Origin of the sequence: Sediminispirochaeta bajacaliforniensis DSM 16054 (assembly GCF_000378205.1) — a bacterium.
GTDB classification, from domain to species: Bacteria; Spirochaetota; Spirochaetia; order DSM-16054; family Sediminispirochaetaceae; genus Sediminispirochaeta; species Sediminispirochaeta bajacaliforniensis.
This window is the reverse complement of the sequence record NZ_KB899411.1, coordinates 127,161-150,949: the sequence shown is the minus strand read 5'-3', so window position 1 is coordinate 150,949 and position 23,789 is coordinate 127,161. Positions and strand designations below refer to the sequence as shown.

18 protein-coding genes are annotated in these 23,789 nt (G+C 50.2%); 11 read left to right on the top strand and 7 right to left on the bottom strand.

What is annotated here, in order from left to right:
- Nucleotides 1–73 precede the first annotated feature (73 nt).
- The 3 genes from F459_RS0107465 to topA all read left to right on the top strand — a co-directional run bounded on the left by F459_RS0107465 (nucleotide 74) and on the right by topA (nucleotide 4,995).
- Complete coding sequence (locus tag F459_RS0107465) at nucleotides 74–1,108, top strand: LacI family DNA-binding transcriptional regulator (protein ID WP_020612109.1); 1,035 nt, start codon at nucleotides 74–76, stop codon at nucleotides 1,106–1,108.
- Between the two features lie 159 nt (nucleotides 1,109–1,267).
- Nucleotides 1,268–2,350, top strand: coding sequence for a tRNA 2-thiouridine(34) synthase MnmA (gene mnmA / locus F459_RS0107460; protein ID WP_020612108.1), 1,083 nt, complete (start codon nucleotides 1,268–1,270; stop codon nucleotides 2,348–2,350).
- An 83-nt stretch (nucleotides 2,351–2,433) separates the two neighbouring features.
- Nucleotides 2,434–4,995, top strand: coding sequence for a type I DNA topoisomerase (gene topA, locus F459_RS0107455; protein ID WP_020612107.1), 2,562 nt, complete (start codon nucleotides 2,434–2,436; stop codon nucleotides 4,993–4,995).
- Between the two features lie 2 nt (nucleotides 4,996–4,997).
- Here the strand turns inward: topA and F459_RS0107450 are convergent, their stop codons facing one another.
- Nucleotides 4,998–5,846, bottom strand: a complete 849-nt coding sequence (locus F459_RS0107450; RefSeq protein ID WP_020612106.1) for an alpha/beta hydrolase — start codon at nucleotides 5,844–5,846, stop codon at nucleotides 4,998–5,000.
- A 267-nt stretch (nucleotides 5,847–6,113) separates the two neighbouring features.
- Between F459_RS0107450 and F459_RS0107445 the strand changes: the two genes are divergently transcribed.
- From F459_RS0107445 to F459_RS0107415, 7 genes are all read left to right on the top strand, one after another.
- On the top strand, nucleotides 6,114–7,373 hold the full coding sequence (locus tag F459_RS0107445) for a quaternary amine ABC transporter ATP-binding protein (protein ID WP_020612105.1): 1,260 nt from the start codon (nucleotides 6,114–6,116) through the stop codon (nucleotides 7,371–7,373).
- Nucleotides 7,370–8,224, top strand: coding sequence for an ABC transporter permease (locus F459_RS0107440; protein WP_020612104.1), 855 nt, complete (start codon nucleotides 7,370–7,372; stop codon nucleotides 8,222–8,224). The genes F459_RS0107445 and F459_RS0107440 overlap by 4 nt, the downstream gene beginning before the upstream one ends.
- A gap of 34 nt (nucleotides 8,225–8,258) precedes the next feature.
- The gene (locus tag F459_RS0107435) at nucleotides 8,259–9,161 is read left to right on the top strand and encodes a glycine betaine ABC transporter substrate-binding protein (protein ID WP_026294940.1); all 903 of its coding nucleotides are present in this window, start codon (nucleotides 8,259–8,261) and stop codon (nucleotides 9,159–9,161) included.
- Nucleotides 9,162–9,312: 151 nt separating this feature from the next.
- Nucleotides 9,313–10,641 carry a TolC family protein gene (locus F459_RS0107430; protein ID WP_020612102.1) on the top strand — a complete coding sequence of 443 codons (1,329 nt, stop codon included), beginning with the start codon at nucleotides 9,313–9,315 and terminating at the stop codon, nucleotides 10,639–10,641.
- Between the two features lie 4 nt (nucleotides 10,642–10,645).
- On the top strand, nucleotides 10,646–11,647 hold the full coding sequence (locus F459_RS0107425; protein WP_020612101.1) for an efflux RND transporter periplasmic adaptor subunit: 1,002 nt from the start codon (nucleotides 10,646–10,648) through the stop codon (nucleotides 11,645–11,647).
- Entirely contained in the window at nucleotides 11,648–14,767 is a 3,120-nt protein-coding gene (locus F459_RS0107420) for an efflux RND transporter permease subunit (RefSeq protein ID WP_020612100.1), read from the top strand.
- Nucleotides 14,764–15,057, top strand: coding sequence for a PG0541 family transporter-associated protein (locus F459_RS0107415; RefSeq protein WP_020612099.1), 294 nt, complete (start codon nucleotides 14,764–14,766; stop codon nucleotides 15,055–15,057). The genes F459_RS0107420 and F459_RS0107415 overlap by 4 nt, the downstream gene beginning before the upstream one ends.
- A gap of 108 nt (nucleotides 15,058–15,165) precedes the next feature.
- On the opposite strand, the gene F459_RS0107410 is transcribed toward F459_RS0107415, so the two are convergent.
- The 3 genes from F459_RS0107410 to F459_RS0107400 all read right to left on the bottom strand — a co-directional run bounded on the left by F459_RS0107410 (nucleotide 15,166) and on the right by F459_RS0107400 (nucleotide 19,589).
- The gene (locus tag F459_RS0107410) at nucleotides 15,166–17,250 is read right to left on the bottom strand and encodes an HAD-IIB family hydrolase (protein ID WP_020612098.1); all 2,085 of its coding nucleotides are present in this window, start codon (nucleotides 17,248–17,250) and stop codon (nucleotides 15,166–15,168) included.
- Nucleotides 17,247–18,533, bottom strand: a complete 1,287-nt coding sequence (locus F459_RS0107405; RefSeq protein ID WP_020612097.1) for a glycosyltransferase — start codon at nucleotides 18,531–18,533, stop codon at nucleotides 17,247–17,249. The genes F459_RS0107410 and F459_RS0107405 overlap by 4 nt, the downstream gene beginning before the upstream one ends.
- Before the next feature lie 153 nt (nucleotides 18,534–18,686).
- On the bottom strand, nucleotides 18,687–19,589 hold the full coding sequence (locus F459_RS0107400) for a phosphatase PAP2 family protein (protein ID WP_020612096.1): 903 nt from the start codon (nucleotides 19,587–19,589) through the stop codon (nucleotides 18,687–18,689).
- A 53-nt stretch (nucleotides 19,590–19,642) separates the two neighbouring features.
- Between F459_RS0107400 and F459_RS0107395 the strand changes: the two genes are divergently transcribed.
- Nucleotides 19,643–20,554 (top strand): hypothetical protein, encoded by a 912-nt coding sequence (locus F459_RS0107395; RefSeq protein ID WP_033301409.1) that lies wholly within the window; start codon nucleotides 19,643–19,645, stop codon nucleotides 20,552–20,554.
- A gap of 12 nt (nucleotides 20,555–20,566) precedes the next feature.
- Here the strand turns inward: F459_RS0107395 and speB are convergent, their stop codons facing one another.
- Genes speB through F459_RS0107380 form a run of 3 tightly spaced genes read right to left on the bottom strand, consistent with a single transcriptional unit; the run spans nucleotide 20,567 to nucleotide 23,789 of the window.
- Entirely contained in the window at nucleotides 20,567–21,472 is a 906-nt protein-coding gene (gene speB / locus F459_RS0107390) for an agmatinase (protein WP_020612094.1), read from the bottom strand.
- Nucleotides 21,469–22,632: a carboxynorspermidine decarboxylase gene (nspC, locus tag F459_RS0107385; RefSeq protein ID WP_026294943.1), complete on the bottom strand. Its 1,164-nt coding sequence runs from the start codon at nucleotides 22,630–22,632 to the stop codon at nucleotides 21,469–21,471. Before nspC ends, speB begins: the two co-directional genes overlap by 4 nt.
- The gene (locus F459_RS0107380) at nucleotides 22,608–23,789 is read right to left on the bottom strand and encodes a saccharopine dehydrogenase family protein (RefSeq protein WP_020612092.1); all 1,182 of its coding nucleotides are present in this window, start codon (nucleotides 23,787–23,789) and stop codon (nucleotides 22,608–22,610) included. The genes nspC and F459_RS0107380 overlap by 25 nt, the downstream gene beginning before the upstream one ends.

The window sequence follows — 23,789 nt, the reverse complement described above, 5'->3', positions numbered from 1 at the left end:
CTTTTTTCGATTATTGCTGCAAATGAAACGTTTTTTTCGCTATACTGACGCAGTTTTTATCAGGAGCTGAAAGATGGAGAAGGAGCACAAACCGGTAACTATTAAGGATATTGCGAGAATTGCCGGTGTTAGCCATTCGACGGTGTCGCGAAGCCTTAACAATAGTTCTCTCATTTCTCAAGTCACAAAGCAGCGTATACAGAAAATCGCCAAAGAATTGAATTTTGTTTTCGATTCAAGTGCCCGCAGCCTTTCTACCGGAAGAACGGGAAGTGTTGCGGTGATTTTCCCCGAACTCTTTGATTATTTTGGAAATTCGCTGTATATGGGGATGTTGATTCAAGGGGTTCGGCATGGTTTCGATCGTTTTTCCATCGACAGTATCGCCACTTTTGCCAAGAACGAATACACCGGTGAAAGTAATATAAACAGACTTATTAGTCGGCGAAAGATTGATGGCCTGTTAATTGTCCATCCCGAGATTGACCCCGGAGATTGGGAATACATCGAAAAATCGGGGATTCCCTTTGTTGTACTTCACTTTAAACCGAGAAGCTATGATTATTCTCACATGAATTATCTTTTTACCGATCACGTCTATGGTGGCGAACTTGCAACACGGAGGCTGATTGAAGCTGGATGTCGAAAAATTCTCTGCCTCAGCGAAGATTCTGTCGAGCCGCAGTTTCAAGAGCGTACTGATGGGTATAAGCGTGCTCTTGCCGAGGCCGGAATCCCTTTTGATGCCCGACTTGTAAAAAAGGGAATGGTTTCATTCGAATTTGGGTATCGCACGATACTTGAGATGCAAGATCGCCTGCATGAAATTGACGGTATCTTCGCCGAGGCGGATCTTGTTGCCATCGGCTGTATTGAGGCGTTGAAAGGCCTTAATGTTTCTATTCCTGGTGATATACCGGTTATCGGCTACGATGATACTGAGCTCGGTGCGGTTTTTCATCCACCGCTCACCACAATTCATCAGCCTCGGGAGGAGCATGCAGGACTTGCTTGTGCTCGTCTTGTGGAATTAATTGAAGGTGCTGGGGATCCGCCTATGCAGCTTATTGTCAAGCCGCAGTTGATTGAGCGGGAGAGCTGCCCATAGTGTCCGGAATCGTGGTGATTCCTTTACCTTTACGCTCACGCATAAGAAGGAAGATAGTCAATCGTCCACTACGAGCGAAGGAGATTTTATTCATTTTTCACCACGATTCCGGACAGTAGTTGACTTTACCAAATCATAGAATTTTGGTAAGAAATCATCATGACCAATACACACAACGATGCTGTGGTTATCGCTCTTAGCGGCGGTGTCGATTCCAGCGTTGCCGCCTGGATGCTATCCAGACAGTCAGGCAGGGTCTTCGGTGCCACTCACTACATACAGGACGACTCTCCCTGCTGCAATACCAAGACGATTTATCGGGCCCGGGTAATCTGCAGAGACCTCGGTATTCCTTATCGCCTGCTGGACATGCGAAGTTCCTTCCGGCAAAGTGTTGTTGATCCCTTTGTGGAAACGTATCGCCGTGCAGAGACCCCAAATCCCTGCGTTCGCTGTAATGAACGGCTTCGTTTCGGCGATTTTTATCATCAGGTTCGCAGGCTTCTCGTCGAGGAGGGGGCCCTTCGTGAAACTGAGAGGCCGCGGATCGCCACTGGCCACTATGCCCGAACCGCGGTGGTGGACGGGGTTACCTATATTCGCAAGGGGGTTGATCCCTCCAAGGACCAGTCTTATATGCTTTACCGAATTCCAAGGGATGTTCTTCCCCATGTCTGTTTTCCCCTTGGTGAATATACAAAAAAAGAGGTGGTGGAGATTGCCCTCCGTGAAAACCTCCCGACCAAGAGCATAAAGGAGAGTCAGGACATTTGCTTTGCCGACGGCGGTTATATCGATTTCCTTCGCAACCGTCTTGGAACCGAATTTGTTGATCGTCCGGGGGACCTTGTGGATAGTTCCGGCAAGCGGCTGGGGCAGCATCGCGGCTATCTGCATTACACCATTGGTCAAAGGCAAGGGCTTGGCCTAGGGGATGGACCGTGGTATGTTTCGCAAATTGATGGTGATGCCAATAGGGTCGTTGTCGCCCGTAAAGGGGAGTTCGGTACCCGACGTTTTAGCCTTTCCGAGGTGATCTGGGATCTCCCTGATGCTCCTCCTTTCGAATGCATGGTTAAAATACGCTATAACTCAGGAGAAGTCCCCTGCCGGGTCGAGGGATTGTCTGAGTCCGGTTCGCTTCTGGTTCAGCTGGAAGAGCCTGCCTCCGTCACTCCCGGCCAGTCAGCCGTCTTTTATCGGGATGATTTGGTGATCGGCGGCGGAATCATCGACCGATAGGCCTCTTTCCCCCTTTACATCCTGCCGGTAAAAATTATAGTTATGTGCAAGCATATTTTCATTTTTACGGACAGGTTTGATATATGGACGGAAAAACATTGGTAATTGTCGAGTCGCCTACGAAGGCCCGCACGATAAAACGCTTTCTTCCAAAAAATTTCATTGTCGAAGCAAGCGTCGGTCATGTTCGTGATCTTCCTCAATCAGCATCAGATATTCCAAAAGAGTTAAAAAAGGAGGAATGGGGGCGTCTCGGTATCGATATCGATAATCAATTCCGTCCCTTGTATGTCATCCCCCGGGGAAAGGGCAAGATTATCCGCGAGCTAAAGAAGCGGATCAAAGAGGTTGATCTTGTGCTGCTTGCCACCGATGAAGATCGTGAGGGAGAGAGCATATCGTGGCATCTCACCGAGGTGCTGCAGCCCAAGGTACCGGTGAAGCGCATGGTTTTTCATGAGATTACCAAAAAGGCGATTGAACGGGCATTGGAGAATGAACGCGCCATCGATATGGACCTGGTCAATGCCCAGGAAACCCGACGTATTCTTGATCGTCTCTACGGCTATACGCTGAGTCCCCTTATCTGGAAGAAAATCGCCTATGGCCTTTCTGCCGGTCGGGTTCAGAGCCCCGGCCTGCGTCTCATTGTTCAAAGGGAACGGGAGCGAATTTCCTTTGTGAAGTCTGTATATTGGGATATAAAGGCTGAACTTTTTCCTGAGGATGAAAAGAAGAGTTTCGAGGCGAAACTTGAATCCATCGACGGCAGCAGAATTGCCGGAGGTAAAGACTTCGATCCTGCCACTGGTAAGCTGCTGCCAAATAAAAAGAATGTTGTCGTTGTTGATGAAGCCACTGCCCGAAGCCTGGAAAAGGAGCTTTCCGATGTCCAGTGGGCCGTCTCCGAGCTCTCGGAGAAGCATTCCAAGACACGGCCTGCACCTCCCTTTATCACCAGTACCCTTCAGCAGGAGGGAAACCGGAAACTGCGAATGTCCGCACGGGAGACCATGCGCACCGCTCAACGGCTCTATGAGCAGGGCTTTATCACCTACATGAGAACCGACTCTCCGACCCTTAGTACCGAGGCCCTCCAGGGGGCTCGTAGCGCGGTCCAGGAGCTTTATGGAAAGGAGTATCTCTCTGAGGCTCCTCGTCAGTATGCTGCAAAATCCAAGGGGGCGCAGGAGGCCCATGAGGCAATTCGCCCGGCTGGAGATCGTTTCCGTCATCCCGATGAAACGGGCCTTTCCGGCAGGGAAAAATCCCTGTACACCTTGATTTGGAAGCGGACCCTTGCCTGTCAGATGGCAGAGGCACGAAAGGTTTCTGTCACTGCAAAGATCGATGCCGGACGGACGCGGTTTTCGGCAACCGGAACGAGAATCGAGTTTCCCGGATTTATTCGCGTCTACGTAGAAGGTAAGGATGATCCCGAAGCGGCTCTCGACGACAAAGAGACGTTTCTTCCTCCTCTGGTCGAGGGACAGGAACTTAGCCTGAAGGGGCTTGAGGGGCTTGTCCATGAGACCAAGCCCCCAGCCCGCTTTACCGAAGCTACCCTGGTGCGGGAGCTTGAAAGTCTTGGGATCGGCCGGCCCTCTACCTATGCCACCATCATCAACACCCTGTTTGAGCGACAATATGTGCGTAAGCAGGGAAATGCACTGGTTCCCACCTTTACCGGTTTTGCCGTTGTGCAGCTCCTTGAGCGCCATTTCCAGGAAATGATCGAATATAGCTTTACAAGCGACATGGAAGCTGCGCTCGACCAGATTGCCGTGGGAAAGCGAGACAGGCTTGACTACTTGACCTCCTTTTATTTGGGGGATTCCGGACTGAAAACGCGGGTCGAGCATCGTGAAAAGGCGATCAAACCCGAGGAGTCGCGTACCATCGACTTGCCGCATATCACGGAAGGAATCAAGGTCGGTAAATATGGCCCCTACCTTGTGCAGCATCATGATGGTGAAGAGATCCATGCCTCCATTCCGGAAGATATCGCCCCTGCGGATCTCCGTGAAGAGGAGATCCAGGAGTTGATTCGGGCCCAGAAAAACGGACCGGAACCCCTTGGCAGCGACCCGGAAAGCGGTGAACCTGTCTATTGCCTGACCGGTAGGTACGGCCCTTATGTCCAGCTTGGTGAAAAGAGCGACGAGAATCCCAAGCCCAAACGTGCGGCTGTTCCTAAGGGGGTAAAGCCTTCGGAGGTGAGTCTTGAACTTGCTCTGCAGCGCCTAAGTCTCCCGCGACTCCTCGGCATCAACCCCGAAACCGGTAAAGAGGTTTTGGTGAACGACGGCCGTTTCGGGCCCTATGTCCTCCATGACGGAGAATTTCGTTCATTGAAGAAAGATGACGATCTTTTTACGATAGGCCTTGATCGGGCCCTCGAAATCCTTGCCGAACCGAAGCGGGGTAGGGGAGGAGTTTCCGTTCTGAAGGATTTTGGAGCCATTGCTGATGGAGGACGCAAGGTTGCCGTATACGACGGAAAGTACGGACCATATATTAAATGCGGTGCAAAGAACATTCGGCTTCCGGATGACAAACGAGAGAAAGAGGCGATCGAAAAACTTTCTTCGGAAGAGGTCCTTGAAATTATCACCACGGCTTCTAAGGCCAAGGGGAAAAAGTAGGATCAGAAGTGTTCTGCCAGCCAGATGGAGATGGTGGCGAAGACCTTTTGTTTTTCCGGTTCGTTGAGAATTTCGTGGTATAAGCCGTCGAAAATTTCCAGTCTCTTGTCCGTTGATCCCAGGCCCTTAAGCAGCAATCTGCTGCATCCGGGGTCGACGATTCTGTCTGCACTTCCGTGCAGGATAAGGGCAGGCACCCTAACTCGCGCCAGTTTCTCCGCACTCGTTAGTTTGGATATCCTCAACATTTCCCTGCCCATCCGCGCCTTCATGGGACCGGTATAGACCAGTGGGTCCGCCACATAGGCCTCTACGACATGAGTGTCTCTGCTGATTCCTGCTGTATCGAAAGGGCGCACACCCATATTCGGTGCCCAAGCCGCAAGTACCGTTGCACCCCATCGTAAGGGAAGGGAGGCCCCTGCCTCGTTGCGTATTGCAGCGCCGGAGAGAATAAGTGCATCGATCTTGTCGGGGTGACGGCAGGCAAAGGCTGTTACAATGGCGCCTCCCATGCTGTGTCCGAGCAGAATAACAGGAAGCCCGGGCGTTTCCTTCTCCTGAGATCGTATGACCAACATCAGGTCGTCGAGGTAGCATTCAAAACGAGGAATATCCGCCCGCTTTCCGCCGGATTGTCCGTGCCCGTAATGGTCATGGGCTACAACCTTGAAACCTGATGAGGTGAGCACTTCGGCAAGTCCTCGGTATCGTCCCGAATGTTCGGCATAGCCGTGGGAAATAAAAATAATCCCCTTTGGGGCCTTCCTTTCGAAGGATTCTGCCGACCAGATACGAAGAAGCCGGTTTCCTCCGTCGAACCCCTGTATCGATTCATTATGTTCTGTCATATGGCGTTTTCCTCTTTCAGAAAAGTATCCAGGGCTTGCTCGAAAAGGTCAAGACGGAATAACATCGGGATCTAATAAGTAGACAAATAAATAATAGAATTGAAAATAAATTTATAGAGTAAATAGAGATAAATATGTTTATGATATATAAATACATATAAATAAAAGAATTAAAAAGCACATAACTTGACCTTATCTGTATAATTATATAATATATAAGAGTAAATATCCGGGAAATGATATGAACAGTATATATAAGGACATTGAATGGAACACGAGGTAAAGATTAAAATTGAGAATCTTTACAAAATTTTTGGTCCGAACCCCAAACGGGTTTTTCCCCTCCTTGAGCAGGGACGGACAAAAGAGGAGATTCTCAAAAAAAGCGGCTGTGTCGTTGCTGTCAACGATGTCAGCTTTGAAATTGGAAAGAGGGAGACCTTTGTCATTATGGGGCTTTCGGGAAGTGGTAAATCAACGCTTATCCGTTGCCTGAATCGTCTGATAAATCCCACGGCAGGAAGGATTCTGATCGATGGGGAAAATATTCTCGATATGGACAAAGAACAGTTGCGGAAGGTCCGAAGGTATACCCTCTCGATGGTTTTTCAGCATTTTGGCCTGCTTCCGCATCGAACAGTGCTTGAAAATGTGGAATTCGGACTCGAAATCAGTGGTATGGACAAAAAAACCAGGCGGGAGAAGGCCTTCTCTTCTCTGGACCTGGTAGGTTTAAAAGGCTACGAAAAGAGTATGCCCGACGAGCTTTCCGGTGGTATGCAGCAGCGGGTCGGGCTTGCCAGGGCCCTTGCAAACGATCCTGAAGTGCTTCTGATGGATGAGGCCTTCAGCGCTCTGGATCCTCTTATCAGGACACAGATGCAGGATGAGCTTTTAAGTCTTCAGGCTAAGATGCATAAGACCATCGTTTTTATCACTCACGATCTTGATGAGGCCCTCAAACTTGGCGACCGTATACTCATTCTTGGTCCCGGAGGTGTTATCAGACAGATTGGAACTCCGGAAGAAATTCTTTCCGATCCCGCAGATGATTATGTAAAGGCATTCGTTCAGAACGTGGATAAGACAAAGATTATCACCGTCTCTTCGATTATGCGAAACGCGCAAGTCGTGAATATCGATAAAGATGGACCCGGAACTGCAACTCGTTTGATGGAAAAGGCTTCCATGGATCGTATCGGTGTTGTTGATTCGGATAGGAAATTGCTTGGTATTGTGAAGATCGATGATACGGTGCGTCTCCAGAAACAGAAGATAAAAAGCCTGGAATCGATTCTTGTTGATCAGGTGTACACCACACATCCGGCAACTCCGATATCGGAGTTGCTTTCGGTGGCTTTCAATTCAGAATATCCCATTGCCGTGATCGACGATGATGGGGTTTTCCATGGAGCCGTGGATAGAGGTGCGATTATCGCCGAGGTGAGCGACGAAAACGACGACGGTGGTCCTGTCTTCCTCAGTGAGTTCATTGAACAGAACGGAAACGGAGGAGAGGACATATGATATTGGAGACGTTACGAGATATTTTGGATGTCGGTGGATGGTTCGAGACTATTATCGATTGGATGACCCTCCATTGGGACGGCTTTTTCGACGGCGTAAGTGCTATTGTTCAAGCTGTTCTAAGTGCGTTCTTGGCCGTCTTCTCTTTTCCGCCACCGATTGTTTTGGTTCTTTTGCTTGCGGTCCTTGCCTGGTTGCTTGTTAGTCGTGGTGCAGGAATCCTGAGCTTTATTGGGTTTTCTCTTATCTGGATCATGGGCTTATGGGGGGAAACTATGGAAACCCTCTCCCTCGTGGTGACCTCCGTCATCCTTGCTTTGCTCATTGCTGTACCGGTTGGAATTTGGTCTTCGAAAAAGGATACGGTACAGCGTATTGTGCGCCCCGTCCTTGACTTTATGCAGACCCTGCCGGCCTTTGTCTACCTGATTCCAGCCGTACTTTTTTTCAAGCTTGGGCCGGTTCCCGGTGTCGTTGCCACGTTGATTTTTGCCATGCCTCCTTCGGTTCGACTTACCAACCTCGGTATCCGCCAGGTCCCCAAGGAGATTAAGGAGGCTGCCAAAAGCTTTGGGGCCACAAGCCATCAAATGCTTCTTAAGGCGGAACTACCGGTAGCCCTTCCCACCATCCTTGCCGGGGTGAATCAGACCATCATGCTGGCCCTTTCCATGGTAGTCATCGCCGGTATGATCGGTGCCGGAGGCCTTGGAAATGAGGTTCTTAAGGGCATTACACAGTTAAAAATTGATCAGGGTTTTGAAGGGGGAATTGCCATAGTCATACTCGCAATGTACCTCGACAGGGTAACCCAGGCACTTGGAAAAGTCGCCGGCACTCGTCGGCGTTAAGGATATAATGATGAACTTTTTTTCAGGAGGTTTCATGAAGTTTACTAACAAATTGTTGCTTGCACTGATGGCCGTGACCCTCGTGTTTGCAGTCTCTTGCTCTCAGAAAGATGAGGAAGCTACCGAATCTGCTTCGGCGGAAAGCGCAGCCCCTGCCGAAGAAAAAACAGCTGAACTTGTGTACGTCAATTGGGCAGAGGGGGTTGCTTACACCAACCTTGCGAAGGTGGTGCTCGAGGATAAGATGGGTTATGACGTCACCATCACCGCCACCGATGTAGCCCCGGGGTATGTTTCCATTGCACAGGGAGACAAAGATGCCTTTATGGAGACATGGCTCCCGGTTCTTCATAAGGATTATTACGATGAGTACAAAGACGATATCGTAGATTTGGGACATGTCTTCGAAGGGACCCAAAGCGGTCTTGTTGTTCCTGCATACATGTCGATCGACAAGATCAGCGAGCTTAATTCCATTAAGGATGATCTCGGCGGCAAGATTACCGGTATCGATGCCGGGGCCGGTGTTATGAAGACCACCGAAGAGGTTATTGATCTTTACGATCTCGAACTCAGTCTTATGTCTTCCAGTGGCCCCGCGATGGCGGCCGCTTTAAAGGATGCCTATGCAAAAAAAGAGCCGATCGTCGTTACCGGCTGGACCCCGCACTGGATGTTCGGAAAGTGGGATCTGAAGTTTCTACAGCAGGACCCGGATAAAACGGTATGGGGAAAAGGTAATATCCATATTATGGCCCGCAAAAACATCCGCGAAGATAAGCCTACCCTTGCCACATTTCTATCAAATATGTTTTTTGATGAGGCTCAGCTTGGAGACCTGATGGTCAAAATTGAAGAGTCTGACGACGATATCGAAGTTGTTGCACGTCAGTGGATGAACGATCATTCCGACCTCATTGATAGTTGGATTCCATAATACGACCCGACCAAAGATGAATAGACAAAGCCGCCTGCTTATGTAGGCGGCTTTTTTACATACTTTACACTCCTTTTACCTCGCTTTTACAACGCTTTACCGGTAAATTATTAGACTATCATTGAAAACTTAATGAATGGAGAATGATGATATGAGAAAACGTATGGCCACGGGGGTAATCATGTTTACGATGTTTTCCCTCATGCAGCTTTCGGCGGAAACCCTTTCTCTCGACAAAGAGAAGTGTATTGCCCTTGCTCTTAAGAACAATACCGGACTCCTGGAAAAGGCCATCTCTCTCCAAATCTCCGAGCGCAGTGCGAAAAATAGCTGGAACCTCCTTTTACCCGATGTTTCAACTTCTCTTTCGCTGAGTAGTTCTTCGAGCTACGCTGATGATGATACGGATTTGACAAAGCTTGGAGTAAGTCCGGGGCTTTCATTGACCTATACTGTTTCTCCCGGGCTCAAGGAGTCGATGAGGCAGCTTCAAATTAACTTGGAAGGTTCTCAAATCAGTTATGATGATGCCGTTTTACAGCTCAAGATGAATGTAGAGAGCGAATTCTATTATCTCCTCACTAGTCGGGGAAATCTTGAGATACAGAAGAACGATATTGAACTTGCTCAGCGAAGATATGAGCAGGTTCGGGAAAAATTTAGAAATGGTCTGGTTCCTGAATTGGATGTCCTTCAGGAGCGGGTTAATGTTGCGAATTTGAAACCCACCTATAGTTCTCTTAAAGCCGCATATCAGAATCGCTTAAAGGAATTCCTGGTAGTTCTCGGACTTGACCCCTCTCAAGAGGTTTCCCTGGAAGGTTCCCTCGATGTTGATGCCTATGAGTTGGACGCCCTTCAATTGGTTGAGCAGTACCTTGCGAATCGATCGGATATCAAGGCTCAGCAAAATAGTTTAGAACTGCTTGAAAGTTCACTTCGTTACTCTCGGAAGACCGGACATTTACCATCGATCTCTCTTTCTGCCACTGTGTCGGAAGATTATTCCAAGCCGTTTTCTTCCGGCACGTGGCAGGATTTTTCCCAGGAAACCGGACTTGCGTTTTCAATCGGAGTTTCCTTGGGTTTGGATAATTATATTCCCGGTTCATCTACGGATCTGGAAATCAAAGAACTTGAAGATTCTATAAAAAAGGCCCAGCTCTCTCTTGATCAATTGATTCAGGACGCCCGTCTGGAGATTATCAATGTCGTTAATTCGATCAATACGGATCGTGAGAATATCGAGCTTTCCAAGTTGAATCTGGAGTTATCGGAAAAATCCTACGCGATGACCGAAGAAAGTTTTTCACGTGGAAAAAGCGACCGTATTACCCTTGATGATGCTCAGCAGGATCTTTTGACCGCTCGGCAAAACCTTCTTGACAGCCAATATGATTACATGAGTGATCTTATTACGTTGCGCGGAGCCCTTGGTATTGAATCTCTGGATGAGTTGAACAAAGCGGATAAGGAGTGATTGCATGGAGACGAAAAAAGGCGATCGGATAATTCAGATCATACTCTTGTTGATAATAGCTGCAGGTTTTGCAGGTATCGCATTGATACTTAAAGGCTCTGGTGCCGCTTCAGGACAAAAAGGCGGCATGCCGGGAGGCCAAGGTGCAGGTGGCGCGTCTACTGCACAGCAGAAATCTTCAGATGAATCGGGAGAATCTTCCACGGTCGCCGTTGAGGCCGAATATGCCGCAAGACAGACTGTGAGTCAGTTTATTCGTGTAAATGGTGATGTCATAAGCGATGTTTCGGTCGATATCTATCCGGATGTGGCCGGCAAGATCGTCGTGCGAAACGTTGATCCCGGCAATTTCGTGAAAAAGGGCGATGTGGTTGCCATCGTTGACCCCTCGGTTCCCGGCGAATTTTACAGCCGAAGTCCGATTCCGTCGACGATTTCAGGGACGATTACCGATGTGAATGTGAATGTCGGAGACACCGTTTCCACTTCCACCTCGGTGGCCGTCGTTGGTGATCTTACGAAACTATCCCTTATAACCTATGTGCCCGAACGATACATTACCTATCTCAAATTGGGGCTTCACGCAGAGGTCTTTTTCGAAGCCTTTCCTGACACGGTTTTCGATGCCGGGGTTGTTCAGCTTAATCCCGTCGTAGATAACGAATCCCGTTCCATGGAAGTCAAACTCGAAATAGTCAATCAGGATTCCCGTATTCGAGCCGGAATGTTTGCTTCGATGAAACTCATCACCAGGGAAAGCCGTGATTGTATCGCGGTCCCGTCCGACGCTGTTTCAAACTATTACGATGATTCCGTTGTATATGTCGTCAAGGACGATAATAGTGTGGAGCGCCGGGTGGTAAGCCTGGGACTGAAATCGGATGAAATGGTCGAGGTCCTTTCGGGCCTTTCCGAAAATGAACTTGTAGTTACCCAGGGAGTCTCTTCCGTAACCGATGGTTCTCCTGTGCGGATGGTCAACGATCCGGATGCCGTGGAGGAATAGATGAATATTACAGAGTTATCGGTACGGCGTCCCGTCACCATACTGGTTGTAACGGCCTTGCTTGTCGGGCTTTCCCTCTTTATGGTTCCCGATCTTGCTGTTGAGATGTTTCCCTCGGCCGACTATCCCGTGATCATGGTTCGGACGACCTATACCGGCGCCAGTCCCGAGGAGGTTGAGGATGGAGTTACCAGTGTTCTGGAAAAACAGCTTTCCAATGTAAGCGGAATAGAATCAATCACCTCAACCTCTATGGAGGGATCGAGTCTTATCCGTCTGAAGTTTGATTACAGCACGGATCTTGACGACGCCACAAACGACATACGTGATTCCCTTGAGCGTGTTACTTCGGCGCTGCCCGACGATGCCGGATCCCCTCAGATTCTGAAATTCGACAGCAGCTCGATGCCCATCATGCTATTGATGGTTTCGGGAGAGGAAAGCTCCGATGTCCTGACGCAGCTTGCCGAAGACACCATTCAGCCGAGACTGGAACGTATCAAGGGCGTTGCCTCGGCAGATGTCCGTGGAGGTGAGACCAAAGAGGTGAAGGTAGATCTCTCTCTCAACAGGATGGCGGCATACGGTATTTCCTTTTCGACGGTAGAGTCGGCCCTTAAAGCCCAGGATGTGCTCCTTAGCGGCGGAGACTTTGAAAAAGGAGGAATGTCGTACAACCTGCGTATCAACGAACGTTTCGGCAGCTTAGACGATATTCGCAGGACCGTTGTGGCCAGTATCGATACAAACAATTCCTCAGGTTCGGTCAATCGTTCCAACGTAGTCCGTCTTGAAGATATTGCCGACGTCTATCTTGACGAAAAAGATTCAGACACGAGGGTCTATGTAAACGGTTCTCCTTCGGTATCGATGGTGATCAGAAACGAGACCAATACCAATACCGTGCAGATTGCAAATGCGGTTAGAGAGGCCCTTCCCGAGATCAATAAGAGCCTTCCTCCAGAGGTAAAGGTCGATATCCTCTACAATACGACAACCATGATCTCCACTCTTTTGAATCAGGTCTACATCTCTGCCTTGCAAGGTGCCGCTCTTGCCATGCTTATCCTCTTTGTATTCCTGCGAAACATCAAAAGTACATTGATCATCGGTATATCCATTCCCATCTCCCTTTTAATTACCCTCGGAGCGATGTTCTTTTTCAAGCTGACGTTAAACATGATATCCCTCACCGGATTGATTCTCGGCCTGGGAATGATTGTTGATAGTTCCATCGTCATCCTTGAAAACATCTACAAATATCGGGAACGCGGGGCAAAGCTGCATGCTGCCGCAATTTTGGGATCCAGAGAGATGGTCACGGCCATCGTTGCCTCCACCTTGACGACCCTTTGTGTGTTCATCCCCATGATCATCTGGAAAGACGATCTTGAGATGCTTGGCCAGATGTTTCAGGATATGATCTTCACCATTGTTATCTCTCTGCTTTCCTCCCTTGCTGTCGCGCTCATGGTCGTCCCTGCCTTGAGCAGTACGTATCTCAAGGTCTATTCCCGAAAGCAGAAACCGCTGAAAAATCCTTTGCTTCGAAAGTTGGATACCATATCGGAAAAGGGTTTCACAGCCTTTGAAGACGGCTATGCGTCGGCGCTTCGTTTTGCACTGAGGAACAGGGCCCTTGTCCTGACTTTGGTAATTGTTCTCTTCCTGCTGTCTCTTGCACAATTGTCCACCATGGGGCTTCAATTCCAACCCAATTCCGATTCTGACGACGAGGTTACCATCGATCTTACCATGCCCGTTGGTACGGCACTTGATAGCACCGAAGCCGTTTTGATGGAGATGCGCAAAACGATCGAAAAAGAGATCAAAGGTTACGAAAATATCATCATAACGGTGGAATCGGGTGAAGGCAGTATCGAGATCATGCTGCCGGATCTTGAAGATCAGATCGACAACCCTACGACGATCAAGAAGAAACTGCGGCCCTACCTGAATGAGATACCCAACGCCAGTTTCAAATTTCCTTCGGGACGAGGATTTGGCGGTACCAGCGACCCCGTCGATATCGAGGTGATTTCCAGCGATCTCACTCTTGCTGGGGAAACTGCGTCCAAGATACGTGATCTTATTCGCGATCTGCCGCAAATCGTCGATCCTTTGTCTTCTCTTGAGAACGGTGCCCCCGAATACCGTATTGTTATTGATAAAGATCGCGCCGCTGCCCTCGGCCTGACAGTTTCCGATGTGGCTTCTGCGGTGAGCGACCTTGTGGACGGCGATGCTCCGGTTACCTATTGGCTCAACGGCGATGAGCTGGATGTACTGGTTCGCTTGAAGGAAGAAGACCGAAACAGCGAGACGGTACTTAGCTCTCTATCCGTCATTTCTTCCTCGAAGGAAGCAATCCCGCTTTCCAATATCGCCTCCTTCGAGTTGACGGCAGGACCTGAGGATATCGATCGCGAGGATGAAAAGCGTGTCGTCCATGTAACCTCTGATATCACCTCCGATACTACAGCAACCGAGGTGAATGCGATGCTCCAGGAGTATCTTAGTACCTCTTTTGTGGTTCCCGACGGAGTGACGCTTTCTTTCAGCGGCGAGGCCGAGGATATATCCCGAATGGGTGGGCCTTTGGTCATCGTTATGGTCATAGCCATCATCATGGTTTTTGCCGTGATGGCGAGTCTGTTTGAATCTCTTGTCGATCCTTTTATCATCTTTTTCTCGATACCGATGCTGCTTATCGGAGTTGTCTTTGTCTATACCCTGCTGGGCCAACCGCTTAGTCTTTTTTCGATCGTTGGAATGGTTGTTCTTGTCGGGATCGTCGTAAACAACGGAATCGTACTTGTCGATTATACGAACCTATTGCGCCACAAGGACGTGCCGCTGATGGAGGCGGTCCAGACCGGTGCCAGAAGCAGATTGCGGCCGGTATTGATGACAAGTCTTACCACCATTCTCGGAATGGTCCCTATGGGATTTTTCGGGTCTGAGGGCACCGAATCTATTCAGGCCATCGGTCAAACCATCGTCGGCGGACTTGTCGCAAGTACCTTCCTTACGCTTTTTGTTACGCCAGTGGTCTATTCGCTCATCAACAGGGACCGTAAATGGTTTCGGAAGAAGAAAAAAGAGGAGGGCAACAAATGATTGAAATGAATATCATTGCAAACCAATCCATCGAGGAAGATATTATCGAGGTACTGGAGGCCCACGGATTCAGGGATAACTTTTCCCTTTTTTCTCCCCTTTTCGGCCGTGGCCGTCACGGCCGGAGAGAAGCTTCGGCTATTTGGCCGGAGAAGAATGTTATGTTTTATATCGTTATGGAGGATGATCAAATAGATGTTCTTGTAGCCGATCTGAAGTTGCTCAAGGAGAAGTTTGAACAAGAGGGAATACGCTGCTACGTGAAACGTGATATAAGTCGCCTTTTGTGATTCCTGGAATGAAGGCGTTTCGAAATATGCGGGGGCGGTACTGATCGGTACCGCCCCTCTTTTGGGGTGGTATCCCGGTGTCCGGAATAATGGTGGTTGCAGCTTCTGCTACTGCTCCGAGTTATCGGCTTCAAGCTGTAGCGCATAATAAGCTCCGATAAAACCGGCGGCAGACCATGCCTGATATCTTTTTCCCATCGGCCTGCCGGTTCTGCCGTGTACCCATTCGTTGAACTCCCACTCATGCTCAATCCCTTCATGATTGACCAGCGCAAGCCGAAACAATTCTTGCTGGGCAAGGTCTCTGAGGCCGAGCCTGCTGATAAACATCACCCAATAGGCTCCGATAAAGGGCCATATACCTCCGTTGTGGTAGTGGTGGGGGAGGTTGAGTAAATTTACGGTATAATAGGTGCGCCAAGCAGGATCTCCTGCATTGACAGGCGGATAAAGATTGGCCACCGGAGCCGGTTCGTTTACCCCGACTCCCCACATAAACTGAAAGGCAATCTTTGCCCGCTCGGCGGATAGCACATTGAACAGGGCTGCAAGAATATTGCCGTAAACATCGCAGCGCCAGTCAAAACCGAAGGGGGTAATCTCGGCAAGAAGATAAGATGTATCTCCCATGGAGAATTGCTGATCGGAAAAAGCCTTGATGGCATCGCTGTGTATCGAGGGCCAGAACTTGCGGTTAATGGTTTCTTTGATCTGTTGGGCCATTCGCAGCCGCTGCCCTGCGGTATCGAAGTCGCCCAATAGTTCGGCAATTCTGCCGTGGCAGAGATTTGCATTGTACCAGAGGACCTCGTCGTATAGGATATTATAGCTTCTTCCGAAAAGATCCATCCAGTCACCTGCTTCCGGGATTTCAAGAAGCGAATCGTTGTTGCTGTCCTGTGCCTCGAGCCAATTCATGGCGTTTTTGATTTCGCCCGCCCAGCTGCGAAGAAACTGGTAATCTCTGGTCTCTCGTATGAAGTGATAAAAGGCAATCACCAGCCAGAGCCCGGAATCGATGGAGGCGATGCCTCCGATACCGGAATAATCAGGCTCTCCTGTGTCGATTGAGACATTACTCGGCACCTGTCCTCTTGGCGTGATATGGGAAAGCAGGGTTTCCATGGTTGCGTGCTGGCATCGTTGAATATCAGGGTCCTTGAGGGATAGGCTGTTCATGACAACAATCGCTCCGTCTCTGGCCCATATGCTTTTGTAGTTTGAATCGGTAGCGTCGAGGATATTGTCGTCGAGGCTGCAGGCCGAAAAACCTTTTGGGGTAATACAGCGTTTTAAAGCGTTTACCGCCTCCTGATAGGCTTCGTTGATCAGCCCGTGCTGTGATTCACTCAGGCTCTTGAAAGCGTCTGAGTTTACTACACTATGGAATCTGGGATCGAATTGGCTGTGAACTAGTTCTATATCACTGATATCCGCAATTTCTTCGATGAGTTCGTAGTGGAGAAGCCCGTCGAGGACCCCATCGGCAAAAGGCCGCCCAGCCGTATAGGTGGGCAACTCCATAGTCGCCAAAAACAACTCCGGCTGAGCGTTCTCGACAATGATTCCCCTGACGCCTCTGATGGTGAACATGGAGCTGTCGTTGCCGGTATCTCCGGCGACAATCACCTCTTCGGCTTCGATTTCTATTCGCTTCAGAAGCCAGGCAAGGGCATTTCCCTTATTGGCGTACTGGGGAAGAATATCAAGATCTCTGCTCGATGAGTAGACCACATTGACCGATAGTCCGAGTCCGCGCAGGGCATCTTTGATTTCCTGAAGACGCTCTGGTGTGGCGTCATGGATATACCAGCTTGATTTAAAGTCGTTTTGATATTTGGGCGGCTGTTCCTCGGTATCGGGAAATGAATCGAGGCAAGCCCTGACCGTTTTCAGATCCCATCCCGTATTGAGGGTTTCGGCAAAGCGTTTAATCAGTTCCCGCTTCCGGAAGTCGTAGATAAGGGTTCCTACCCCGCAGATGAGATAGTCGGGATCAGGAAGGTCGCTCTGCTTCAACAGCTCAAAGGTATGAGAGAGCAGCCTGCCGCTGTTGTAAACAAGCAGGGGGGCGGCACTTCCTTTTTTCCTGCGTAACCCTTCCCATGATCGCTTGAATGAGACCGTAGCATCCGGCTTGCCAATCAATGTTCCGTCAAGATCGGAAGAAAAGAGTCGTGCCGCTTTCTTCATTCATCCTCCTCAAACGCATCTGTACAGGTATCGACGGCGTCAAGCAGCTGCTGTGCAATCCCTGTCCAGGTAAATCTGGATCGGGCAAGTGCCGCCCCTCTGCTTGAAAGTCGTCTGCGAAGACGTCGGTAGTGCAGGGCTTGATAGATGGCTATTCCGAACTCCTCACTGTCGAAGGGGTCGGCAATGAGGGCGTTGTCTCCAAAGCTGAGAACCCTGGCGAGCCCTCCGTGGGCGGTCACAACTACCGGGGTTCCGCTTGCCATTGCCTCGATGCTTGTCATGCCGAAGGGTTCGTATCGACTAGAGAGAACGAATAGATCTGCCGCACGGTAGTAATCGGGAAGATCTTCGTCGGCGATAAAACCGGTAAACCTGACTCGATTTCCCAATCCATATTGAGAAACCCGATCGAGAAGTGTTTCATAGATTGCCTGTTCCGTTTCATTTCTGTCTTCATGTCCTATCGCCAAGACCAGTTCTGCTTCGGGAATTCGTTGTACGGCAACACTAAAGGCATCAATCAACAGATCGAAGCCCTTATTATGAGCGAGCCTGCTGACCGCAAAAATCGTTGCCGGACCGAAGCCGAGGCGTTCTTTTCGTGCCGCCTTTGTGGAGGGCCCGACGGGAAAGAAGCGATTGTCATCATAGCCTGGCGGAATCATGCGTATTTTTTCCTGGTCGATATCGTAGGCCTCTTGGATGAGATCCACCTGGATCGGGGTTGTTGCGGTAATCAGATCGCAGGAACGATAGAGCTGCCCCTCTGTTCGTATGCGCTCCGTGAAATTATAACGCTCTTCAAATTCCTCCTCACTGTCGGGAAAATCGGTAAGCATCTGTTTCTGTTTCCAGGTTCCAATGGAGTGGGGTGTATGAACATGGGGAATTGAGAGCTGGTGTGCCAGATGTTGACCTGCAACACCGGCATCCCAGTAGTGGCTATTGATAAAACTATAGTTGAGCTTTTCTTTTTTGATGCGTTTTCTTGTGTTTTCCACCCATTCGGGAATGGATCGAACAAGGTACTCTTTCGGGATAAAGGCTTTTCCGCCGCAGGGGACCCTCAGGACCCGAACATGTTCGTCTACTATGTCGGTGTCCGGTTGGTCCTCAAAACGTCGGGTCCAAATGTCGACATCATAACCGAACTGCCCCAATTTTCTGGCCAGTTCGAGGATATAGACCACCTGTCCTCCCGTGTCGGGGGCTCCGAGGGGTGGATCGGCCGCCACGTATCCATGGGTAGAGATCATCATAATTCGTTTTTTATCATGCATATTTTCCTCCTCTGTCCGGGAAATGATCACAGAATAGGAAAACGGCCTGAACACAACGAAATTATTTCGTACTGTAAGTATATTGATATGGTGCCATAAAGGCAAGGGTAGTGTTACGAATCCTGGTGGTCGCCGATATCCGTACCATTTGGTTCACCTCTCCCGCGGGTGGCGTTGGGTCTTTTCGAAAAGCGATACCTTCATTGCGGCAGCCGGGTACCAGACCGTAACCCATAAGCCTATAACGAGGTAGGCCAATCCGCCGCCGATCGGATTCTCGGGAATGAAAAGTTTCAAGAGCAGGCTCAAAAACAGAGTCGTGGTCATCCCGACGAGAAATCTGATGACCTTTTTGGAAAGTGGCGCATGGCACTCGAAGGCAACGAGCCGCTGTTCCATTCTGCGAGCCACGGCCAAACCTAAAAGCATTCCCGCCGATTTTGTTGCGGCTTCGACTCCCTTGAGGTTCCAGCCTACGGATTTGTCGATAGAAGCGACAACTACTCCTGCGGTAAACAGCACGACGGCAATAATCGGGATTCGTGAAAAGATGGAGGGGCGGTAGAAAAAGAGCGGCAATGCAAAGAGAACCCCGAGGATCGCGCCTGCCGCCACATCGGTCGGCCAGTGTACCCCGAGGTAAAGTCTGCTTAGAGCTACCAGAGCGGTAATGACCAGAGCACAGCCTATTGCTTCTTTCCTAAAACGCTCGGGAAGAGAGGCGGCGCATGCGAAATAGAAGGTCGCCGCAGCCTGTGTGTGACCGCTGGGAAAACTGTATCCCGTAGCGGTTTCGAGTCGCTTTGCGCTAATGGCATAAAGGAGTTCATAGGGACGCGGAACGCCGAAAATCAGCTTGAGAAAGCCCTTTACCGCTACCGATAGGAGTAGCAGGAGGGCAATGTTGGAGCCTTCCCTCTTTGAAACATTCCAGTAGATCCAGCACAGAACGACGACCATGATCGTTTCTTCACCAAACATGGTGATCAGCTGGACCAGATGATCAAGAAAAGGGGTCGAAATGCCCTGAAAAGCCATGAGAATTGATTCCTGCATCTTCACATCCTACTCTTCTTGCCAATTTAGCAGTGACGGGTTACAGTGCCCTTATGAAGAATAGAGTATATACCGTCGCGGAGTGTGTCTCAATTGTAATGGGGACTCCGAGGCTCGTCTTATTATTTTTCTTTCTTTTTTTTGCAATTTTCTCTGTTGTCGGGAATGAAATTGATCGCTTCTGGATCGTAGAGGGGGACGATAATGCTTCCGGGGATGTCAAGCAGCTCGTGGACCCCTTGTTTCGGCCGGGTGAAACCTTCAAGACGCTTATCGTTGTAAACGACTTACGGATTCGGCAGGGGAAGGGCTCTGTTTCCTGGAATTTTAAATACTATATAAATGGACATTTAAGTCACATGACCGATACCGAGTCCTACAGCGGATTTCAGGAGGGAATAGACTGGACTTTCCGCCGTGAACGCTTTTTTACCATTGCGCCCTCGGCCCTGCGGGGGAAACATCGTATTGAAATTTTCCTGAAAGATAACAATAGTGGGAAAATCTATCACGGTGCTGTTCATTTTGAGGTAGGCGGCAAACCTATAACCGAGGTTACTCCTCCTATGGCCTCAGGTGGTTCTCGAGAAGCGGTGGGGCCTTCTCAATTTGAGCCGACGATACTGATTGATGATATTTCGATCAGGCTGAGCGCTGTGGATGTTCGGAACGACCATTTGGTCTGTACCTTTTTGGTTTCTACCGAGCTTTCCGGCCAGTGGCTTGGTTTCTCCGATGCTTTGCTCGTGGACAGCGAAGGGGGCCGGCACGAGGCTATCGTGGGCGGCACGATCCGGGGAGACGGCGGCGGAGGCTTGGATCTCGTCCGCGGGATTCCTATAAAGGGTGAAGTTTTTTTTGATTCATGGGCGGCCGGTCTTGGCCATTTTGCATTGCTTGAAGTACATTTCGACGGTGAAAGGACCGGCCGCTGGAGAAATATCTCAAATCCCTACGGAACCTGAACAAAAACGCCTTTATCCCTGTTTTTTCTCCGGCCGACAGTTCCGTTCGACCAGACCCATTACTTCGTAGATGAGTCTGGCTGCTCCGAAGGGGTCGGCGTTGCGATCCCGAACAGGAGCAAGCTCGACAAGATCGAAACCGATTACATTTCGGCTTCTGGTCAGTGATGTGATCATATCAATGGTCTGATACCATGAAAGGCCGCCTGGTTCCGGGGTTCCTGTCGAGGGGAAGAGGGCGGGATCAAGACCGTCGATGTCGATCGTAAGATAGACATGTTCAGGAAAAGTATCGGGGAGGGGGATGATATCGACCTGTCGCCTAACCGCCTCCGCTGCGTCCAGCCAGCCGATGGACTCCGGCCTCAGGGCCTTTTGCTCGTTCCGAAATGTAACTTCTTCGGGGGATATACTGCGGACCCCCACCTGAAATATGGGAAATCCCAGCTCTACGGCCCGGCGCATCACACAGGCATGGCTCATGTGAATACCGCGATAATCGCTTCGCAGGTCTCCGTGGGCATCAATCTGAACAATGCCGATTTCCTTGCCTGTTTCCTTGCGCCATCGGTCAAGAGCGTAGAAGGCCCCGACGCTGACGGTATGTTCGCCCCCCAGTATGATGGGAACTCTCTCTTTTCCAAGGGCCTCTATCACTTTTGCCGCGCAGGCCTCGACCATGGCGTCAGCCTTTTCTGCCTCAACAGCCTTGTCCGTAACAATTCCTCTAAGGGCGGGAATCCCTGTGCCGTCCCATAGTTCGAGCTGCTGTGAAGCTTCGAGAATGGCCTCCGGACCTCCGGCGGTACCGTGCCCGTAGGAGACACTCGCCTCAAATGGAACCGGAATGATGTGAAAGAGTCCTTCACTTTTCTGCTGTTCGGTTAATTCCTCACCGAGAAACGATCGATAGTTCATGACAAACGCTCCCTGAAGTCTTCAAATCCAAATTGTTTTACCACTTCCAGCGTGCCTGTCGCCGAATCATAGGTGGCGATGGCAGGAAGGGGGACTCCGTTGAAGGTGGTGGTCTTTACCATCGAGTAGTGGGCCATGTCCCCAAAGACCAGGCGACTGCCCGGCTCTAAAGGGGTATCAAAGGAGTAGGTGCCAATCACATCGCCGGCAAGGCAGGAGCTGCCGCCGAGACGGTAGGTGTACCGTTTCTCTCCCTGCTTTCCTGCTCCGGCAATCTCAGGCCGATAGGGCATCTCCAGTACGTCGGGCATGTGGGTCGCCGCACTGGTGTCGAGAAGCGCTATCCTGCCGTCGTTTTGTATGATATCGAGAACCGTGGCTACCAGCACGCCGCTGTTGAGGGCTACTGCTTCGCCAGGTTCGAGGTAGACGTCAACGCCGTAGCGATCGGAACACTCCTCAATGAGTCGACAGAGTAGGGCTCTGTCGTAGTCGTTTCTTGTGATATGGTGCCCGCCGCCGAAGTTGATCCACCTCATCCTCCCGGCCCATGTTCCAAAGGAGTGATGAAAGCCCTTAAGGACCCGTTCAAGATCGTCGGCATTCTGTTCGCAGAGCGCATGGAAATGGAGCCCCTCGATTCCGTCAAGGAGTTCCGGCCGGAATTCGGCAGCCGTGACACCAAGCCTGCTCCCCGGTGCCGAGGGATCATACAGCCTGACAGCGGCAGTGGATACTTCCGGATTTACCCGTATTCCACATGACACCCTCCCTTCAAAGGAAAGGCAACTGCTTCGAAATCGTGCCCACTGTGAGAAAGAGTTGAAAACGACATGGTCGGAAAGTTCGAGTATCGTTTCAAACTGCTCCGGAACAAATGCGGGACTGTAGGTGTGTACCTCCTTTCCGAACGCTTCCCTTCCCAGTTTCGCTTCATAAACCCCCGACGCACAGACCCCTTTAAGGGTCTGCGAGATCATCGGGTAGAGGCTGAACATCGAAAAGCCCTTTTGGGCAAGAAGTATTCGGGCACCGCTTGTTTTCTGTATTGAGTCAAGTATTGCCAGGTTTTTCCTGATGGCCGCTTTGTCGACGACAAAACAGGGAGAGGGGACCGCTTCCGGCCGAAATCCCTCTAATCCGAAATAGTCAACTTCCACGGCAGACCGTACCTTGCGAGATCGTCGAGAAAGGGATCGGGGTCGAACTGCTCCATGTTATACACCCCTTTTCCACTCCACGTTCCTTCGAGCATCATTTTTGCACCGACCATTGCCGGAACGCCTGTCGTATAGCTGACGCCCTGACTGTTGGTCTCTTCATAGGCTGCCTCGTGGCTGCAGATGTTGTAGATATAGGCATCGCGGCTCTTTCCTTCTTTCCGTCCCCGACCGATGACACCGATGCAGGTCTCTCCTTTGGTATCGGGACCGAGGCTTGCCGGTTCCGGCAGCACGGCTTTAAGAAACTGGAGGGGAATGATCTTTGTCCCCTTGTAGTCTACCGGCTCGATGCTGGTCATGCCGACATTTTGGAGTACTTCCAGATGTTTCAGGTAGTTTTCTGAAAAGCTCATCCAGAACTGGGCCTTTTTCAGGCTTGGAATGTGCTTTACCAGGGATTCCAGTTCCTCGTGATAGAGACGGTAGATGGTATAGGTTCCCACACCTTCCGGGCAGGTAAAGGCTTTGGATGCACTCATTGGCGGGGTTTCGATGAAACCTCCCGATTCCCAGTGACGGCAGGAGGCCGTTACCTCCCGAATGTTGATTTCGGGGTTGAAGTTGGTTGCGAAGGGTTTTCCGTGGTCTCCGCCGTTGACATCGACGATTTCAATCTCCTCAAGTTCGTCGAACTGGTGGCGGGCTAAATAGGCGGTGAAGACGTTTGTCACGCCGGGATCGAAACCGCTGCCGAGCAGGGCCATCAATCCAGCCTTTTCAAATTTATCCTGATAGGCCCATTGCCAGGAGTATTCGAATTTAGCCACCTCTTTCGGCTCGTAATTCGCCGTATCGAGGTAGTGCACCCCCACCTCAAGGCAGGCATCCATGATGGTGAGATCCTGATAGGGAAGGGCTACATTGATAACGAGGTCGGGCTTATATGAACGCATCAAGGCTGCCAATTCCGAAACGTTATCGGCATCGACCCGTGCCGTTTCGATCGCTCTCGGCAATTCTTCGGCTATCTGATCGCACTTCGCTTTTGTGCGGCTTGCAAGCATGATGGAATGAAAGGTTTCCGGTAGTTGTGCACACTTATGAGCGACTACCCGGCCGACTCCGCCGGCCCCGATGATAAGAACACGATTCAT

Excerpts from the sequence above, each read along its gene's own strand:
- F459_RS0107395 (WP_033301409.1), top strand. The coding sequence starts at position 19,643 with ATGAAGAATAGAGTATATACCGTCGCGGAGTGTGTCTCAATTGTAATG.
- F459_RS0107440 (WP_020612104.1), top strand. The coding sequence starts at position 7,370 with ATGATATTGGAGACGTTACGAGATATTTTGGATGTCGGTGGATGGTTC.
- speB (WP_020612094.1), bottom strand. The coding sequence starts at position 21,472 with ATGAACTATCGATCGTTTCTCGGTGAGGAATTAACCGAACAGCAGAAA.
- mnmA (WP_020612108.1), top strand. The coding sequence starts at position 1,268 with ATGACCAATACACACAACGATGCTGTGGTTATCGCTCTTAGCGGCGGT.
- F459_RS0107450 (WP_020612106.1), bottom strand. The coding sequence starts at position 5,846 with ATGACAGAACATAATGAATCGATACAGGGGTTCGACGGAGGAAACCGG.
- topA (WP_020612107.1), top strand. The coding sequence starts at position 2,434 with ATGGACGGAAAAACATTGGTAATTGTCGAGTCGCCTACGAAGGCCCGC.
- F459_RS0107405 (WP_020612097.1), bottom strand. The coding sequence starts at position 18,533 with ATGCATGATAAAAAACGAATTATGATGATCTCTACCCATGGATACGTG.
- F459_RS0107445 (WP_020612105.1), top strand. The coding sequence starts at position 6,114 with ATGGAACACGAGGTAAAGATTAAAATTGAGAATCTTTACAAAATTTTT.
- F459_RS0107435 (WP_026294940.1), top strand. The coding sequence starts at position 8,259 with ATGAAGTTTACTAACAAATTGTTGCTTGCACTGATGGCCGTGACCCTC.
- F459_RS0107420 (WP_020612100.1), top strand. The coding sequence starts at position 11,648 with ATGAATATTACAGAGTTATCGGTACGGCGTCCCGTCACCATACTGGTT.
- F459_RS0107430 (WP_020612102.1), top strand. The coding sequence starts at position 9,313 with ATGAGAAAACGTATGGCCACGGGGGTAATCATGTTTACGATGTTTTCC.
- F459_RS0107425 (WP_020612101.1), top strand. The coding sequence starts at position 10,646 with ATGGAGACGAAAAAAGGCGATCGGATAATTCAGATCATACTCTTGTTG.
- F459_RS0107400 (WP_020612096.1), bottom strand. The coding sequence starts at position 19,589 with ATGCAGGAATCAATTCTCATGGCTTTTCAGGGCATTTCGACCCCTTTT.
- F459_RS0107410 (WP_020612098.1), bottom strand. The coding sequence starts at position 17,250 with ATGAAGAAAGCGGCACGACTCTTTTCTTCCGATCTTGACGGAACATTG.
- F459_RS0107380 (WP_020612092.1), bottom strand. The coding sequence starts at position 23,789 with ATGAATCGTGTTCTTATCATCGGGGCCGGCGGAGTCGGCCGGGTAGTC.
- F459_RS0107465 (WP_020612109.1), top strand. The coding sequence starts at position 74 with ATGGAGAAGGAGCACAAACCGGTAACTATTAAGGATATTGCGAGAATT.
- F459_RS0107415 (WP_020612099.1), top strand. The coding sequence starts at position 14,764 with ATGATTGAAATGAATATCATTGCAAACCAATCCATCGAGGAAGATATT.